The sequence below is a fragment of the Microbulbifer maximicatervae (SeqCode) genome, assembly GCF_056231245.1.
On sequence record NZ_CP174334.1, the window covers coordinates 4,461,896 to 4,479,916 of the forward strand.

The window sequence follows — 18,021 nt, forward strand, 5'->3', positions numbered from 1 at the left end:
CCGCGCACTTGTTCTTCCGGCCCTCAAGACTCGATAAAGTTTCTCAACATATCGTGACCGTGCATGGTGAGAATTGACTCAGGATGAAATTGCACCCCTTCTACTGCTAATTCCCGGTGCTTCACGCCCATGATCTCGTCAATTTCACCATCCTCTGTCTCAGTCCAGGCAGTGATCTCCAGGCATTCCGGTAAACTGCTTTTCTCCACTACCAGTGAGTGATAGCGAGTCGCCTCAAATGGGTTGGACAAACCGTGGAACACCCCCAAATTGTTGTGCACTATAGGAGATGTTTTGCCGTGCATAACCTGCCGGGCACGAACTACCCTGCCACCGAAGACCTGCCCAATACTCTGGTGCCCCAGACAAATACCCAAAATAGGGATACTGCCGGCAAAGCGGCGAATGGTATCGAGAGAAATACCCGCCTCATTGGGGGTACAGGGACCCGGCGAAATCACAATTTTCTCTGGCGCCATTGCCTCGATTTCTTCCAGGGTAATTTCGTCGTTGCGTTTTACCACCACTTTTGCACCCAGCTCTTCCAGGTACTGCACTACATTCCAGGTAAAGGAGTCGTAGTTATCGATCATTAAAATCATTGTGCGGCCCCCTTAGCCTCTGGTTGATAAGTGGATTCTTCCATTCTTTTTTGCAGGCGTGCGAGAGAGGCCTGGGTTGCGCGGAGTTCGCGCAGGATTTCGGTCTGGCTTGGAGGCAGACACATTTCATCCATTCGTCGCAATTTGGCCTCTTCCAGGTTATTCAAGACTACACCGATAAAGAGGTTAATCATTACGAACGCCCCCATGACCACAAAGCTGACGAAGTAAAGCCAGGCCCAAGGCATCGAATCCATCGCTGTATACATAATATCCGTCCAGTCCTCAAAGGTGACTATGCGGAATAAACTCAAAAATGCGATGGGTAAAGTGCGCCAGTGAGTTGGATCAATATCGTGAAATAGGAAATAACCCGCTACACCATAGATATAGAAAATGATGCTCATCAACAAAGCAATGTGCATCATGCTTGGCAAACTGCGCAAAAGCGTGTCCACCAGTGTGCGGAGTTCCGGGAATGCAGACACCAGCCGCAAAACCCTTAATACCCGCACCAAACGCGCCAGGGTAGCTAGCGGCCCTGTAGCAGGGATCAAACTCAGTGCAATAATAGTAAAATCAAAGCAATTCCAACCACTGGCAAAGTAACGCCAGGGACGGGCCCCATGGGCAAAAATTTTAACCAGCGCCTCAATAACAAATGAGGCGAGAATCAGTTGATTAATAGCGCCCAGCAGCGTACCAAAGCGCTCCGTCACCCAAGTGGAAGTCTCCAACCCAACAGCGACAGCATTGAGTAGAATCATTCCGATAATGATTTGGTTAAATAACGGCGCTGCGACGACTCGCTCGCAGCGTTCAGCCAGGGTCAACTTTTGAGAAATACTAACTTCGCTCATCTTGCTCGATCTTTAAAGGGTCACTACTCTTGGCCAGCGCCATACCGGCAGCGCGGAAAAGCGCTCGGGCCTTATTCATTGTTTCATTCCACTCTGACTGTGGATCTGAGTCGGCCACCAGGCCAGCCCCCGCCTGCACATATAGTCGGCCACCCTTGATAACTGCAGTACGAATGGCGATAGCGGTATCCATATTGCCATTCCAAGCCAGGTAGCCGACCGCCCCACCGTAAATGCCACGCTTTTCTGGCTCCAGCTCATCGATAATTTCCATAGCGCGAATCTTGGGGGCGCCCGACAGGGTACCGGCCGGCAGTGCCGCGCGCAGAGCATCCATGGCGCTGAGGCCCGACTTTAACCGGCCGACAACATTGGAGGTGATATGCATCACGTGGGAATAGCGCTCGACAAACATTTGGTCGGTGACTTTGACACTGCCAGTATCAGCCACCCTGCCGATATCATTGCGCCCCAGGTCAATCAGCATCAGATGTTCGGCGAGTTCTTTGGGATCTGCCAACAGCTCTTCCTCCAGGGCAAGATCCTCCTCCTCAGTGGCTCCCCGATGGCGGGTTCCCGCCAGAGGTCGCACAGTCATTTCCCCCTCTTCTAAATGCACCAAAATTTCTGGGCTGGAGCCCACCACATGGTGATCACCCAGATCGAGGAAATACATATACGGCGAAGGGTTCAAACTGCGTAAAGCACGGTAAAAATTGAGTGGCGGCGCATTGAAAGGCGCAGACAGGCGCTGGGAGGGCACCACCTGCATCACATCACCGGCAAGCACGTACTCTTTAACCCGGTCTACTGCGCGCTTAAAGTTATCCTCGCCAAAGTGGGATTGGAATTCGCTCTCATCAATGCCGCGCCCATGCAAATCGAGGGGCACAGTATCCGGCAGCGGTTGTGCTAACTGGCCAACCAATTGGTCCAGGCGCTGCTGGGCTTTTTCATAGGCTGCTTCTTCAGCTGTATTTGCGTGGACAATCAGAATTACCGCACCGGCAAGATTGTCAAAAACCACCAATTCATCGCTGACCATCAACAGGATGTCCGGATTACCCAGGGTATCCGGCGGAGTACTGGCGGCCAGACGCGGTTCGATATAGCGCACGCAGTCATAGCCAAAATAGCCCACCAACCCGCCGTTAAAACGAGGCAGATCCGCTAATTCAGGCACCTGATAGCGCTGCTGAAACTGCTCAACAAACTCCAGAGGGTCGGCGACGCTGTAGCTCTCTACAACCTCACCATCAGTTTCCACGGTGATGTCAGTGCCCTTAACCCTGAGCAGAGTCCGCGCAGGTAAACCAATAATGGAATAGCGTCCCCACTTCTCCCCGCCCTGGACCGATTCCAGCAAATAGCTGTAACGGCCTCCGGCCAGTTTCAAATAGGTGGACAGTGGCGTTTCAATATCCGCCAGTACGCGCCTTACCAGGGGGATACGGTTATAACCCTCAGACGCAAGTTGAGCGTATTCAGTAGGGGTCATGGAGACTCCGATCAATTTTTCATTCTTTTATGATTGGCGCCAGAGTATAAGCAGCGCCCACGGGAAAGGTGCCTCAATCGCCAAACTCGATTGGGCCTCAGCAGGTCAGTGGCGCCATCGCCAACTGTTTGTCAGGGAGAAAGAGTGGTTCACGGAAATTCCCTCAGTGCAGGCGCACAAGTTAACAAATCCCGTCTATGGCGGGCAAGAGATTGCCCGCCAGTTTTGTAAATTAAGCCAAACTTTTACGCATGGCTGCAATCACTTCAGCGTAGTCCGGGGTATTGAATATGGCAGACCCAGCGACAAAGGTATCTGCTCCAGCTGCAGCAATTTCGGCAATATTGTCGCGATTCACACCGCCGTCGATCTCAAGGCGAATATCAAACCCAGACTCATCAATCAACTTGCGAGCTTCTTTTAACTTGGTCAGGGTATTGGGGATAAACTTCTGCCCACCAAAACCCGGGTTCACCGACATCAGTAGGATCATATCCAACTTATCCATTACATACTTGGCCGCATCGAGGCCACTGGCTGGATTGAACACCAGCCCCGCTTTACAGCCGAGACTGCGAATCAATTGTAGGGAGCGGTCCGGGTGACGAGAGGCTTCTGGGTGGAACGTAATATAGGTAGCTCCGGCATCGGCGAACATGCGAATCATCTCATCCACCGGCTCCACCATCAGGTGCACATCAATCGGAGCCTCAACACCGTGTTTGCGCAGGGCCTGGCATACCATAGGGCCAATCGTGAGATTTGGCACATAGTGATTGTCCATCACATCAAAATGCACCCAGTCCGCTCCGGCTGCCAACACATTGTCCACTTCTTCACCCAAACGTGCGAAATCTGCAGAGAGAATAGAGGGAGCGATCTTGTAATCTGACATCAAAATATCCTTTGGTAACTCAACTTTCGCCAGTCAGTCGGCGATCTAAATTTTCCAGGCGCTCGGGGGTTCCCACATCGCACCAGTCCCCCTCATAGAGTTCAGCTTGTAGCTTATCCTCATTAAAGGTGAACACTTCCCCAAGCCCGAAGCATTCGCGACGCTTAGGGTATTTGGTGAGGGTTTCAGCTCGCAGCCAGCTAATACCTGCAAAGGTATAGCGGGGCTTGGCTGTACCCGACAGCAAGCCACCCTCTATGCCAAAATCTCCACCGGGGTTATGGGGAGGATTGGGGACCATCAAAAGGCGTCCAGGGCAAGACTCCGGCAGCGATCTCTCGATCCATTGCGACAGGTCATAGTCACACCAGACATCACCATTAACCACCAAAAACGATGAATCGCCGATCAGTGGCAGCGCCTTGAGAATCCCGCCGGCAGTTTCCAGTGGCTCCTCCTCATGCTCGACGGAGTAGTGAATATCCAACCCCCAGCGGGAACCAGAACCAAGCTGTTGACGAATTTTGGGTCCTAAGTAGCCCAGGTTAATCACGACCTTTTGCACACCAATAGCTGCCAAGCGCTCAATCGCATATTCAATCAGGGGCTTACCGGCAATCGGTAACAGAGGCTTTGGAGTTTGGTCAGTCAGTGGGCGCATACGGCGCCCAAAACCTGCTGCCAATACCATGGCAGTCAAAGGGGAATTCTCTTTGGGTTTGCTCATTAAATTAATCTGTACAGTTTTCGTACGGCCTACTTCGGCTAGTCACCGGCACAGCGGTAATCGCTGTACCAGGGCAAAGGCTCTATCTGCGGCAGTAGGGTGCCGCTGAACCAATCAGTAAACGGCTCCAGCTCTGGGTAGCGCTCAGCGGTTTCCAAAACATAGCGAATCACCAGCGGCAGGTGCTGCAAGTATCCCTGCTTTCCATCACGCAGACTGAGGCGCGGGAACAGACCCAGCACTTTAATATGACGCTGTAACCCCATCCAGTCGAACCAACGAAGATAAAGTTGTGGGTCCACAGGCTGCATAACACCCGCCGCTTCAGCAGTCGCGACGTAAGCCAGCACCCAGCGCTCTACCCGCTCGCGGGGCCAACGGATATAGCAATCTTTGAGCAGAGACACCAGATCGTAGGTGGCGGGCCCCCACACTGCGTCTTGAAAATCGACAATCCCCGGCCTTTCCCCGTCGCGGATCATCAGGTTGCGACTGTGGTAATCCCGGTGAACAATCGTGTGAGGCTGCTCCTCCGCACTGTTAAGCAACAATTCAAAGGTTTGCTCCAGCAGCTTTTCTTCCCGCTCTGAAAGCTGGTAGCCAAGTAGCTCTCGCACCAGCCACTCAGGCATAACCTGCATTTCCTTAAGAAGTAGTTCCCGACTATAAGTTGGGAATAATTGTTCCTCAAAAGGGATTTGCTGCAGGCATAAAAGTTCACTCATTACCTCTGCGTAGAGTCCCTCAACACTGTCGCTGTTGAGCACGCTATACAATTGGGTATCCCCCAAATCTTCCAGCAGCAGGTACCCCTCTGCGGTGTCTGCAGCAACCACCATCGGCGTATGGATACCGTTGCGGCGCAAGTAATCAGCCAGAGCCACAAAGCGGGCGGGGTTAGTCAATTGGGGAGGGGTATCTACCGCTATCAGTGACGGCTCGGTTAGAGTGCGAAAATAACGGCGAAATCCAGCATCTCCCGCCAGGCTCAATAAATCAGCCGGAGCCTCCATACCCAGGGCCACGCCAACCCACTCACACAAGGTATTGCGTCTGGGATCGGTGTCGATCTCGCACCCTTGCTCAACTTCACTGCTCGATCTTAGGCTCATCTTATATTCCAACTGTTTCTAGCTGCATTTTAACCCCGAGCCTCTCTGCGTCCAGAGACGCCATCACTATTTATTGGAGCCCCTACTTTGCCTCAGCTAAAAACAGAACACGAGTTCCAGGTAATTTACGTTTCGAAGCTGAGCCTCTAGCTGTAACATTACGACTTCAGTACGGCTATTAACCACATCTACATTCAAGTAGAATCGGACGATGATTTTGCGCGCCCCGGCTCGAAAGCTGTCGCACGTATCCATCGATAAAGAAACACTAAAAGATAGCTGGAACATATCGTTTGATGCTTGAAGTCTCCCGGTGGCGTCGCCTCGCTCTGGCGATTGCTAATAACTCCCAAGCCCGCTCCATCGCTCTCGGCCTGATCGCTGCTCAGCCCTTGTGGGCGCAAGCCAATCAGGGCGAACCGTATCCTGATCCCGACTACAACCCCTATTTGTACTTGGACTGGTTGCCCCGCTCTGAGCTAACCCCGGAGGAGCTAGCCAATTTACCTGCGGTGTGCTCTGGCGCCTTTGTGGCCCCTCCGCGCAACTATCCCGGTTCTGACCTGCCCCCTGGGGAGGCCCCGCTCAGAGCCACTGCTGAGAAATCCCAGTGGCTGGAAGATGGTTCAGCCGAGCTGAGCGGGAATGTACATATTACCCAAGGTTACCGACAGCTCTTCGCCGACCAGGTCAAACTGAATCGCCCGGAAAATATCGCTACTTTAGATGGTGCGGTTGAGCTTCGGGAGCCAGGTTTACTGATCCGCGGCTCCTCCGCTGAAGTCCATACCGAAAGCGAAGCGGCCTCTATTGAGGATGCTACCTATGTGGTACACGATGCTTTTATTCATGGGGACGCCGAGCTAGCTGCACGTCAAACCAGTGGTGAGCTAACCCTGACAGAGGGCACATATACCCGCTGTGAGCCCGGGCGTGAATTCTGGCAACTTACGGGCCGCGAGATCAATATTGATGAAGTAGAAAGCCAGGGGACTGCACGGGATGTGCGCCTGGAGATTCTGGACGTTCCTGTCTTATACCTGCCGTATTTCCGCTTTCCTGTAGGCGATGCGCGCATGTCCGGCTTCCTGTTTCCCACACTCAGCAACAGCGATAAGAATGGCTGGGACCTCTCCATTCCCTACTACTGGAATATTGCCCCGCAGATGGACGCCACCATTTCCCCGCGTTACATCCAATATCGCGGAGCCGGGCTAGAGGTTGAGTTCAGGCACCTGGCAGAAATGTTTAGTACAGAAATCCGTCTTGCCGATCTCCCCGACGACGATGGCGGCAATAATAACCTTGCCCAGGACCTGATTGATGAGGGCTTCCCTGAGGACCTGGTTCTCCCCTACAAAGGTGATGACCGCTGGCTGATCAGTTTGGAGCAGCAAGGGGGCTACAGCGGTAGCGTCTGGCGTACCGATATCGACTACACCAAGGTCAGCGACCCAGACTATTTCCGTGATTTAAGCACGGCCAACCTCGATATCAATGCAGAAACCCGAGTTAGCCAGAAAGTTCAGGGGCAACTGCGCAGCGAGCACTGGCAAGCAACGCTACGTACCCAAGACTATCAGGTACTGGAAAATGACGCCTTCGATACATTTGCCCAATACCCCCGTTTTGATATAGACGGCGATTACCGCTGGGATGACTGGCTGTTGACTATGCAGAACGAAGTCACCAGCTGGGATCACAGTGACACACAAACCATAAGGTTTATTGAAGACACCGATGACCCCGACAGTGTCACGACTCAAACACGAGACTTTATCACTGCAGATCGGCTGCGCCTCGACTATGAATTCTACTGGGATAAAGAGTGGCTCTGGGGATATTTCAAGCCGGGAGTTGCTGGTCGCTACCTCGCTTACAGTGTGAGTGACCTGTTTCTACCTGAGGATGCCGACGACACCCCCGATGCGGCTGCTGCCCAGTTTATTCTGGATACTGGGCTCTACTTTGAGCGCGATAGCCACCTATTTAACCGCGACTTTATCCAGACGCTGGAGCCACGGTTGTTTACCCTGATTAGTAGCAATGCCGATCAGAGTGATTTCTTTAATATCAGTGATGATGCCGAGGATATCGACCCAAATAGTAACAACTTGTTATACGACACATCACTTTACACTTTCAGTTACGACCAATTGTTCCGCGATAGCCGGTTTACCGGTAATGACCGAATCGACGATGCGGACAGAATTGCCCTTGGCCTGACAACCCGCTATATCGATCCCGTTAGTGGTCGGGACCTCTTCTCAGCCAGTGTCGGGCAAGTCTATTACTCCAGTGACCGACAAATTGGCCGTGACTCTTACATTGAGGATACCCAACGGTCAGAGCTGGCTGCACGAATCGAAAGTCGCCCTTTCGAATCCCTCCGTTTGGGGACTGAGCTGGTCTATGAAGATAGTGAGCACAATATTAATCGCGGTAATTTCAGCCTGCGCTATCTTGACGACGATTACCGCATCTTTAACTTAAGCTATTACTACGAGCGCCCGGACGCAACGGATGACGATGATGAGGACGAAGATGAAGATGAAACCGTGAGCCAACTAAACGCCTCAACTGTCCTCCCACTTGGTACTCATACCTCACTCATGGCTGGTGCCAGCTATGATCTTACTTTGAATCGGGAACTGGAATACCTGGCAGGAATCGAATATGACGACTGCTGCTACCGTACCCGACTGGTGTGGCGACGCACGCTGGACAATGATCTCGCAGGGGTTGTATCTGCTGAAGACCTTGAGTATGACGAAGGTATCTATCTTGAAGTCGAACTCAAAGGGCTAGCAGGCTTTGGTTCAACCGTGACAGAAATGCTGACCCAGGGGATTGCCAACTTTGATCAGAGAGAAGAGCTGAAACAGTGATGAGAATAATTAAGAAATTCATACCGAAGCTGGGCCTGGCACCCGTACTGGCAGCTGGCGCTCTGATCGCCGCCACTGCCACCGCACAAGTCAGAAACCTTGACCGGGTAGTTGCTGTTGTTGATGACGATGTTGTGATGGCCAGTGAACTGGCCCAGCGCATGAATACCATCGCAAGCCAAATCCAAGCACAACAGGTGCAGGCTCCTCCAGTGGATGTTTTGCGCCGCCAGGTTCTCGAACAACTCATTATCGAGCGTTTGCAACTGCAAATGGCCTCTCGCGCAGGTGTCACCGTTTCTGAATCGGAGCTGGACCAAGCTATCGCCCGTGTCCAACAAAATGCCGGAGTCAGCCCCGAAGAGTTCCGCCAACGCCTGCTCGCTGACGGTATGAGCATGAAGAGCTTTCGTCAGCAAATTCGCCAAGAGCTGATGATTCGCCGGGTTGAGCAAGGCAGCGTTAACCGCCGGATCCAGATTACTGACCAGGATATCGATAACTTCCTGCGCTCCAAGGAGGGGGAGTTTTGGAAGTCCCCTCAATTTGAACTGGGCCATATCCTGATCCCCGTGAGTTCCAGCGCTCCCACCAGCGAAGTTACCCAGGCACGGGAGAAGGCTGAAGACCTAGCCCAACAGGCCAAAGACGGCGCTGACTTCCGCCGCCTGGCAATCGCAAACTCTGCCGGCCAGAATGCCCTCTCCGGTGGCGACCTGGGTTGGCGCAAGACCGTCGAGCTTCCCACTCTTTTTGCCGATGCCCTCACCGACTTAAAAGCCGGTGATGTTACCGAGCCTTTCCGCAGTGATGCCGGCTTTCACCTATTAAAGATTCACGCGCAGAAAGGCGCCAGCGAGCAGTTGGTGGAACAGACAAAAGTTCGCCATATCCTGCTTAAGCCATCCGCTATTCTTACCGATGACCAGGCTTACAATAAGCTGATTGAGCTCCGTGAAGAGGCCATGGCCAGCGATAACTTTAGCGAGCTCGCGCGCGAGAACTCAGAGGATATAGGTTCTATGCTATCCGGTGGCGATCTTGGCTGGTCTATGCCCGGACAGTTTGTGCCAGAGTTTACCCAGGCTATGGATGCAACTGAGATTGGCAGCATTAGCCTGCCTTTCCGCAGCCAGTTCGGCTGGCATATCCTGCAGGTTGAAGATCGGCGCAAGCAGGATATGACCGACAAATATATCCGCAATCAGGCAGCCAACTTGCTGCGCAACCGCCGCTATGAAGAGGAACTACAAAACTGGCGTCGTGAGATTCGCGACCAGGCGTACGTTGAGATCAAATTGCCGGACTCTGAGACCACCGAGGACTCAGGAAACCAATAGTAAGCCGCTTTTTCAGCGGTAAAGACCGGGCCCTGTGCCCGGTTTTTTTTTGTAGCTACAGGAAAGTTATATAGCAATGGCTCCTAAAATTGCCTTCACCCCCGGAGAACCTGCAGGTATTGGCCCTGAGCTCGCCGTGAAGATTGCACAAGAGAGTTCTCCTGCACAGATTGTCGCAATTGCTGATCCCCAGCTACTGACAGATACCGCTGCGGCATTGGGGTTGCCTCTTCAGCTCCTTCCTCTGTCCAAAGCAGGCACAGAGGGAACACCTGCCGGTGCTCTCTACATACTACCGGTCTCCATAGCCGAGCCTGCTAAACCCGGCCTACTGAATGCAGTCAATGCACCCTATGTATTGGAAACTCTTTCAGTTGCGGCAGAGGGTTGCCTGGCCGGCCAGTTTGATGCCGTGGTTACAGGGCCCGTACACAAAGGCATTATCAATGATGCCGGCACTCCATTTAGCGGCCATACAGAGTTCTTTGCTGAAAAAGCCGGTGTTGAGCGTGTCGTTATGATGCTAGCAGCAGAGGACCTTCGAGTTGCTCTGGTGACAACTCACCTGCCCCTCAAAGAGGTGAGCGCTGCTATCACCCCCCCGCTTCTAGAGCAGATTATTACCATCCTCGACGCCAGTTTGCGGGAACATTTCTGCATCTCCAATCCTCGTATTAGCGTTTGCGGCCTCAACCCCCATGCTGGAGAAGGGGGACACTTAGGCCATGAGGAAGTAGAAATAATTGAACCCACACTTGAACACTTGCGCCACCAAGGTATATCACTGAAAGGTCCACTTCCCGCAGACACTCTTTTTACCCCGCCGCATTTGTCGGAATGTGACGCCGTTTTAGCTATGTATCACGATCAGGGGCTTCCAGTGTTAAAATTCAAGGGTTTTGGCCACGCCGTCAATATCACTTTGGGGCTACCCTTTATCCGCACTTCAGTAGACCACGGCACAGCTCTCAATATCGCGGGCACAGGCATTGCAGACTGCGGCAGCCTCAAAACCGCACTGTCTCAGGCTGTGGCGATAGCTAAATTGCGCAGTGCCTAAAACTTGCTTGGAGAAAGAGTGAACCATGCCCTCACCACGTGAGCGCAGTGAAAGGCCCTAAAGGGTATCCAACTGAAATGCTCACTAGCACCCCAAGGCTTAACCGCAAAATTAATCATCCAGGTTACAGATATATCAATGGATAACTTCTTTCAACACAAAGCCCGCAAACGCTTTGGACAAAACTTTCTCGTCGATGAAAATATTATCGAGCGCATTGTTCGTGCGGTAGGCCCTAAAGAATCAGATACGCTAGTGGAAATTGGCCCGGGTCAAGGGGCAATTACAGAATTACTATTAAAACGCTGCCCATCTCTAACCGCTGTCGAACTGGATCGCGACCTGATTCCGATGCTGGAATTTAAATTCAGGGAATACCCGGAATTTAGCATCATTGAAAAGGACGCATTAAAATTTGACTTTGGCACCTTTGCTGGAGATAAGCAGCTACGCATTGTCGGTAACCTTCCATATAACATATCCACACCGTTACTGTTCCATCTGCTCAGTTTTCGCGGGCAAGTCCAGGATATGCATTTTATGCTGCAGAAAGAGGTGGTAGATCGGCTCAGCGCTACGCCTTCGACTAAATCTTATGGGCGACTTAGCGTGATGGTTCAATATTACTGTCGCGTACAGGGCCTGTTCCCTGTACCCCCGCAGTCTTTCCGGCCCGCCCCTAAGGTGGATTCTGCCATCGTGAGATTGGTTCCCCACAGCACTCTGCCATTTACCGCAAAAGATGAAGGATTATTGGAAAGAATCGTCAATATAGCCTTCCAGCAGCGCCGTAAGACCCTGCGCAATGCTTTAAAACCCCTATTCCCGGATCTCGACCCCGAGCTGCTACCCATTGATGCCGGCCGCCGAGCAGAAACCTTAAGCGTCGAGGACTTTGTTAAGCTGGCCGACTACTGTACAAACTTGCAACAACAATAATTATTTTTCACATTATTGGGGGGAACCTTGGCAACTTACGCCATCGGAGATATTCAAGGATGCTTTGCAGCTTTTCAAAGCCTTCTTAAGAAAATCAATTTTAGTGCTGACCGTGACAAACTCTGGCTTGCCGGAGACTTGGTTCACCGGGGTGAGGATAGCCTGAGCACCCTTCGCTATCTCTATCAGCACCGCCAGCAGGTTACAGCAGTGTTGGGCAACCATGATCTCCATTTACTGGCGATCGCCCATGGCGCTAAATCTCTGTCTGAAAAAGAGCACGACCTTGCCAAGGTTTTAAAAGCAAAAGATTCTGATAAGTTACTGGAGTGGCTACAAAGCCTACCCCTTCTAGTACATAAGAAGGGGTACACCATGGTGCATGCGGGTATCCCCCCCATTTGGAGCGTTACTAAAGCGCAAAAGCTCGCCACTGAAGTGCATAAGGCCCTCGCCGACGAAGCTATGGCAAAGGCATATTTTTATGGCATGTACGGTAATGAGCCACACTGTTGGGATGATCATTTGATCGGCATCGAACGCCTGCGGTCCATTACCAATTACTTCACAAGAATGCGATTTTGTAAGGCTGATGGCACTCTGGATCTAATCAATAAAAAGGGGGTCCAGGCCTCTCACGGTGAATACCAGCCATGGTTTAGCTTTCCCAATCGAAAAACCAGAAATGACAAGGTTATTTTTGGGCATTGGGCTGCCCTGGAAGGCCGCGCAGATACTGAGAATATCTATGCCCTAGACACAGGTTGCGTTTGGGGAGGGTACCTGACTGCAATGCGATTAAGTGATGAAGAATTTTTTTGTACAGACTGCAGCTTATAAAAATCACTTCGCCCTGAAGCCTAAAAGAAGAATTTAAACCGACCGAATCTAAAAAAATAAACTGACAGTTATCACCTGGGAGTGTAACTGTCAGTTTACCTAGCTTGAATAACCTTATAAGCCATAAGTTAATTGATCCAAAGCAACTCCTACACTCGACGGTTTCCCATCAAGTAAAAGCTCAATAGAATTAACAAGTTCCGCTGCTCCTTCCCTCTGGCTGAGAAGCACCAAGAAAGTATCAGCGCCTTTTTCTCCGCCGCCCTCGACCTCTTGACGAAAACTGCTCCACATTGAAAAAATATTTGAAGGATCAGTATTTTCACCTTGCAGAAACAGGTCAATTGCTCGATGTATGAGCAGACCACAGCTATAATACAGATCAAACCTGCCCCTGTTAGCAGCCTCAACCAAAGGAATCTCTTTTACACCTTTTGTGCAACTTTCCTTAAAAGCCTTAATTTTATTAGAGACATATTTTGATGACTCGGGATACAAATCTAATAAAGCCAGCGCGGCTAACCAATCCGCATTCCCTTCATGTAACCACGTTTCATTTGCATCACCATACAATCCTGTTTCACTACCCTGCTGGTATAAATGTGCGACCTCATGAGCAAAAAACCAAATGGTTTCATTAATAAAGTTAGGGTCGGAAAATTTCCCATCAAGTTCATTCATATTCCAATGCATAAAAACCTGATGTGGCAAGGTCCCCCCCTGCCAAGAGTTATCGTCGACATTCGCATATGATGCATACAAGGCCGGCTTTGTTCCACTTAGTGCCCCAAGCCTTTGCTCAAAATAACTCATTAACCTGGGAATATCTGACTCTAAAGACAATCTCAATTTTTCCGGCAAACCGTTATCAATAACAGCTACAACACTAGCTGTATTTATAGGTTCTTGAGTTCCAACATAGATATTCATTCCATTATCACGATCAATCCAGCTGGCGGTCCCAACATTTATCTTCCCGTTAATGATCATATGCTCACCTGGGGGAACTTGCATAGTTATTCGCCAGGCTTTTACTTTATCATCACAGTTGTCAATACAAGCAAAAAAGCGGCCTGTGTATATCAGGCTTCCACCATCTGAATACGGGGAGAAAGGTGCATAGTCTTTGGGAAGAGATATATAGCTAGGCGTCAAATAAATTTCAATGTGTTCGAATGAACTTCTATCTTTTCTAACCATAAACTCTTCACCATCCATAGAAACTAATTCAAATTCTGGTGACACAGACTTCCAGTGTTTTATACGAGAGGCATCCGGGTTACGTACAAAGCTAATCCGGCTTGCCGGCCTATCCATTTGATAGGTAAGCTTCCAGAGCTTATCGCCCTGCTTCTCAATCGCGATATCCACCCCAGATATATCTTCAGCTAAAGCTGAAAAACCAGTTAAAAATAACAGTAAAAACTGAATATATTTCAATCTTAACTCCTTTTAGATTGAGAAAAATAAATAAAAATTGAAGTAATAAATGCTTCCATATATTGATAACTATCAATACAGAGTTATACATACAACCAGACAGACAAATAATTCTTATTCTTAGCTAATCAGAAGCGTTCCAGTCAATCAACAGGATTGTATTTATCAGTAGCTTAATGGCCCCTTAAACCAAGTACTGTTGACATAATTTTATTTAGAACATGAAAAGAACTCACCGCTTGCAACATCTGCAAGGAGCTACGCAAGCAATGAGTATTATTAGATTGATAGAAAAACCTAATCATCTGTGGGCAAAAATAGGATCAAATCTCCTTGACTTAATTTTGCCTAATCTGCACTGTACCCTTTAGGATTTTTATACTGCCAACGCCAAGTATCTTTCACCATACGCACTAAATCATACTCAGCTTTCCACCCCAACTCTGTTTCAGCCAGGTCTGGATCTGCATAGCACTCTGCAATATCTCCGGGTCTCCGTGGAGCAATGTTATAGGGGATTTCCTTCCCACTGACACTCTCGAAAGCACGTACGACTTGTAAAACAGAACTGCCCTGTCCCGTCCCCAAATTATGGGTATAACAACCCTCAGAAATATCTTCTCTACAAATTAAATTCAGCGCCGCCAAGTGTCCGCGAGCCAGATCAACTACATGTATATAATCTCGAACTCCAGTACCATCGACGGTATCATAATCACCACCAAAAACCTGCAACTGCTCCAATCTACCTACTGCCACTTGGGAAACATAGGGTAGTAAGTTATTGGGGATACCACTGGGATCTTCACCAATAGTCCCACTTTCATGGGCTCCAATCGGATTGAAGTAACGCAACAAGCTCACTTTCCACTGGCTGTTCGGTGCAGCACAAAGGTCTCGCAACATGTTTTCCACAATCAACTTACTTGAGCCATAGGGGTTGGTTGCGCCAGTAGGGAAATCTTCTTTAATTGGTACTGTTTCAGGATCACCATAAACCGTTGCCGACGAACTGAAGATCAGGCGGTGAACCCCAAACTCCTCCATCACCTCGCATAAGGTCAAGGTCCCAGCTACATTATTCTGGTAATAGCGCAGTGGCTGCGCAACAGATTCACCAACTGCTTTTAACCCCGCAAAGTGAATTACAGCGTCAATCTTATGATCAGAGAATACTTTGCGTAAACCTTCCTTATCACTAATATCCAGATTGTGAAAAGGAATATCTTTGCCAGTAATTAATTCAACCCTCCGTAGGGCTTCCTCACTGCTGTTCGATAGGTTATCCACAACTACAGGCTCAAAGTCGGCAGCAAGCAACTCTATGCAGGTATGACTGCCAATATATCCAGCACCTCCAGTCACCAAAATCGACATTTCCATTCCTCAATATTTTTCTACTACCCAATATGGGCTGTAGTAAAGCGTAAAACAGCCGCCCAATTCAACCTATATAAGTGACATTCCACTGTCTCATTCAAAGGGAAAGCTATGCTGGAAAAGCTGGGGGGCATTCAATACTTACTCCAGCAAAGAACAAGGTTCACAGCGGCAATAACGATAGTGCTTCACGCCAAGCGTATCCCAAACACGATCTGGACTTTACAGCTCATGCATCGCTCGTCCCATTTGGGCAAGAGAAGCCAAGGGCGTACGACATCCTAACCAAAGCAGGAAACTGAGCTAATTCCAGTAGGCTACAGGGAGGTAGACACCATGACAATTTTCAATCACTACTTGGAAAGATACGAATCTATCCAGGACGAGGAACTCAGTATTCAGGAATACCTGGAGCTGTGTAAGACAGACCGCAGTGCCTATGCGTCACCAGCTGAGAGGATGCTGATGGCCATTGGCGAGGCCGAACTGGTAGACACCTCACGGGACCCGCGCCTGTCACGTATTTTCTGTAATAAGGTTATTAAGCGATACAAGGCCTTCAGTGAATTCTATGGTATGGAGGAAGCCATAGAGCAAATTGTCTCTTTCTTCCGACATGCCGCACAGGGTCTGGAAGAGAAGAAGCAAATCCTGTACTTGCTAGGTCCTGTTGGTGGCGGAAAGTCATCCCTTGCAGAGCGGCTAAAAGCCTTGATGGAGCAGGTGCCCATCTATGCAATTAAGGGATCGCCAGTATTTGAATCTCCCTTGAGCCTTTTCTCTCCTACTGAGGATGGCCGCATCCTTGAAGAGGACTACGGAATTGCACGTCGATACGTTAACACTATTATGTCTCCCTGGTCTGTTAAGCGATTGCATGAATTTAAAGGGGACATCAGTAAATTCCGTGTCGTAAAAATTCGTCCTTCTATTCTCGATCAAGTTGCTATCTCAAAAACAGAGCCCGGTGATGAAAATAACCAGGATATTTCATCACTAGTTGGCAAAATCGACATTCGTAAGCTTGAGGATTTCCCCCAGAATGACCCTGACGCCTATAGCTTTTCTGGTAGTTTATGCAGGGCCAACCAGGGACTGATGGAGTTTGTCGAGATGTTCAAAGCGCCTATCAAGGTGCTTCACCCCCTACTAACTGCAACACAAGAAGGAAATTACAACAGTACAGAGGGATTGGGGTCAATTCCGTTCAACGGTACAATCCTCGCTCATTCCAATGAATCAGAATGGCAATCCTTCCGCAATAATCGCAACAATGAGGCTTTCCTGGATCGTATTTATATCGTCAAGGTGCCCTACTGTGTAAGAGTGCAGGAAGAAATACGAATCTATCAGAAACTGCTAGAAAATAGCTCCTTGTCAAAAGCGCCCTGTGCACCAGACACCCTGCGGATGTTGGCGCAATTCTCTGTATTATCGAGAGTTAAAAACCCTGAGAACTCCAGCCTTTATTCAAAGATGCGTATCTATGATGGTGAAAACCTAAAGGATACCGACCCCAAAGCAAAAACCATTCAGGAGTACAGGGATAATGCAGGGGTAGACGAAGGCATGAACGGACTATCCACCCGTTTCTCCTTTAAGATCCTCTCAAAAGTTTTTAATTTCGATGCTACTGAGGTGGCGGCAAATCCAGTCCACCTACTCTATGTTCTGGAACAACAAATAGAGCAGGAGCAATTTCCACCAGAAGTGCAAGAGACTTACCTCGGGTTTATCAAGGAATATTTAGCTCCAAGATACGTAGAATTTATCGGTAAGGAAATCCAAACAGCTTACCTGGAATCCTACGCTGAATACGGCCAAAACTTGTTTGATCGCTATGTCACTTACGCTGATTTTTGGATACAGGACCAGGAATATCGCGATCCCGAAACCGGTGAAATACTGGATCGCGGCGCCCTTAATGAAGAGCTTGAAAAGACAGAAAAACCTGCAGGAATTTCCAATCCAAAAGATTTCCGCAATGAAATAGTCAATTTTGTTCTCCGCGCCAGGGCTAACAATCAAGGAAAAAATCCCGACTGGAGATCTTACGAGAAACTACGTGCCGTTATCGAGAAAAAAATGTTCTCCAATACGGAAGATCTTCTGCCAGTTATATCCTTTAATACCAAGGCCTCAGCAGATGATAAACGCAAGCATGCAGACTTCGTTGCGCGTATGGTTGAACGGGGCTATACCGAGAAGCAGGTTAGACTGTTATCCGAATGGTATCTACGAGTGAGAAAATCTCAGTAGTAAGGTTTTCCTCTATTAAGGTCACTGGAAAAATACGAGGAAGCCAAATCCGGATACTGATTAGATCATTAACTTTTAGTGAGCACTTGAGTGATTTCACAGCATCTCATCGGGACCCTCAATGGCTCGCTATAGTGAAGATACCAACAATTGTGTTTGGTGGATTCAGCAGGAAATATTC

14 protein-coding genes are annotated in these 18,021 nt (G+C 49.5%); 6 read left to right on the top strand and 8 right to left on the bottom strand.

The window, feature by feature from the left end; all coding sequences use genetic code 11:
* Positions 1-23: 23 nt before the first annotated feature.
* The 6 genes from ACJJIS_RS19595 to ACJJIS_RS19620 form a co-directional block, all read right to left on the bottom strand.
* On the bottom strand, positions 24-602 hold the full coding sequence (locus ACJJIS_RS19595; protein ID WP_282934444.1) for an anthranilate synthase component II: 579 nt from the start codon (positions 600-602) through the stop codon (positions 24-26).
* Positions 599-1,462 (bottom strand): ion transporter, encoded by an 864-nt coding sequence (locus tag ACJJIS_RS19600; RefSeq protein WP_444895314.1) that lies wholly within the window; start codon positions 1,460-1,462, stop codon positions 599-601. Before ACJJIS_RS19600 ends, ACJJIS_RS19595 begins: the two co-directional genes overlap by 4 nt.
* Positions 1,449-2,960, bottom strand: coding sequence for an anthranilate synthase component I (gene trpE / locus ACJJIS_RS19605; RefSeq protein WP_475708858.1), 1,512 nt, complete (start codon positions 2,958-2,960; stop codon positions 1,449-1,451). Before trpE ends, ACJJIS_RS19600 begins: the two co-directional genes overlap by 14 nt.
* Before the next feature lie 232 nt (positions 2,961-3,192).
* The gene (gene rpe, locus ACJJIS_RS19610; RefSeq protein ID WP_444892691.1) at positions 3,193-3,855 is read right to left on the bottom strand and encodes a ribulose-phosphate 3-epimerase; all 663 of its coding nucleotides are present in this window, start codon (positions 3,853-3,855) and stop codon (positions 3,193-3,195) included.
* A gap of 19 nt (positions 3,856-3,874) precedes the next feature.
* Entirely contained in the window at positions 3,875-4,582 is a 708-nt protein-coding gene (locus ACJJIS_RS19615; protein WP_475708859.1) for a nucleotidyltransferase family protein, read from the bottom strand.
* Between the two features lie 38 nt (positions 4,583-4,620).
* Positions 4,621-5,694 carry an aminoglycoside phosphotransferase family protein gene (locus tag ACJJIS_RS19620; RefSeq protein ID WP_475708860.1) on the bottom strand — a complete coding sequence of 358 codons (1,074 nt, stop codon included), beginning with the start codon at positions 5,692-5,694 and terminating at the stop codon, positions 4,621-4,623.
* A gap of 296 nt (positions 5,695-5,990) precedes the next feature.
* On the opposite strand from ACJJIS_RS19620, the gene ACJJIS_RS19625 reads away from it, so the two are divergent.
* The 5 genes from ACJJIS_RS19625 (at position 5,991) to ACJJIS_RS19645 (ending at position 12,761) form a co-directional block, all read left to right on the top strand.
* Entirely contained in the window at positions 5,991-8,582 is a 2,592-nt protein-coding gene (locus tag ACJJIS_RS19625) for an LPS-assembly protein LptD (RefSeq protein ID WP_475708861.1), read from the top strand.
* Positions 8,582-9,922 carry a peptidylprolyl isomerase gene (locus tag ACJJIS_RS19630; protein WP_475708862.1) on the top strand — a complete coding sequence of 447 codons (1,341 nt, stop codon included), beginning with the start codon at positions 8,582-8,584 and terminating at the stop codon, positions 9,920-9,922. The genes ACJJIS_RS19625 and ACJJIS_RS19630 overlap by 1 nt, the downstream gene beginning before the upstream one ends.
* Positions 9,923-9,998: 76 nt before the next feature.
* Positions 9,999-10,982, top strand: coding sequence for a 4-hydroxythreonine-4-phosphate dehydrogenase PdxA (pdxA, locus tag ACJJIS_RS19635; RefSeq protein WP_475708863.1), 984 nt, complete (start codon positions 9,999-10,001; stop codon positions 10,980-10,982).
* Between the two features lie 138 nt (positions 10,983-11,120).
* Positions 11,121-11,921, top strand: a complete 801-nt coding sequence (rsmA, locus tag ACJJIS_RS19640) for a 16S rRNA (adenine(1518)-N(6)/adenine(1519)-N(6))-dimethyltransferase RsmA (RefSeq protein ID WP_445355140.1) — start codon at positions 11,121-11,123, stop codon at positions 11,919-11,921.
* 27 nt (positions 11,922-11,948) lie between these two features.
* Positions 11,949-12,761 (top strand): symmetrical bis(5'-nucleosyl)-tetraphosphatase, encoded by an 813-nt coding sequence (locus tag ACJJIS_RS19645; RefSeq protein WP_475708864.1) that lies wholly within the window; start codon positions 11,949-11,951, stop codon positions 12,759-12,761.
* Positions 12,762-12,875: 114 nt separating this feature from the next.
* Here ACJJIS_RS19645 and ACJJIS_RS19650 read toward each other — a convergent pair whose 3' ends face one another.
* Together ACJJIS_RS19650 and galE are read right to left on the bottom strand one after the other, a co-directional pair.
* Entirely contained in the window at positions 12,876-14,201 is a 1,326-nt protein-coding gene (locus ACJJIS_RS19650) for a gluzincin family metallopeptidase (protein WP_475708865.1), read from the bottom strand.
* A 348-nt stretch (positions 14,202-14,549) separates the two neighbouring features.
* Positions 14,550-15,578, bottom strand: a complete 1,029-nt coding sequence (galE, locus tag ACJJIS_RS19655; RefSeq protein ID WP_475708866.1) for a UDP-glucose 4-epimerase GalE — start codon at positions 15,576-15,578, stop codon at positions 14,550-14,552.
* Between the two features lie 339 nt (positions 15,579-15,917).
* On the opposite strand from galE, the gene ACJJIS_RS19660 reads away from it, so the two are divergent.
* Complete coding sequence (locus ACJJIS_RS19660; protein ID WP_413664238.1) at positions 15,918-17,840, top strand: PrkA family serine protein kinase; 1,923 nt, start codon at positions 15,918-15,920, stop codon at positions 17,838-17,840.
* The last annotated feature ends 181 nt before the right edge of the window (positions 17,841-18,021 follow it).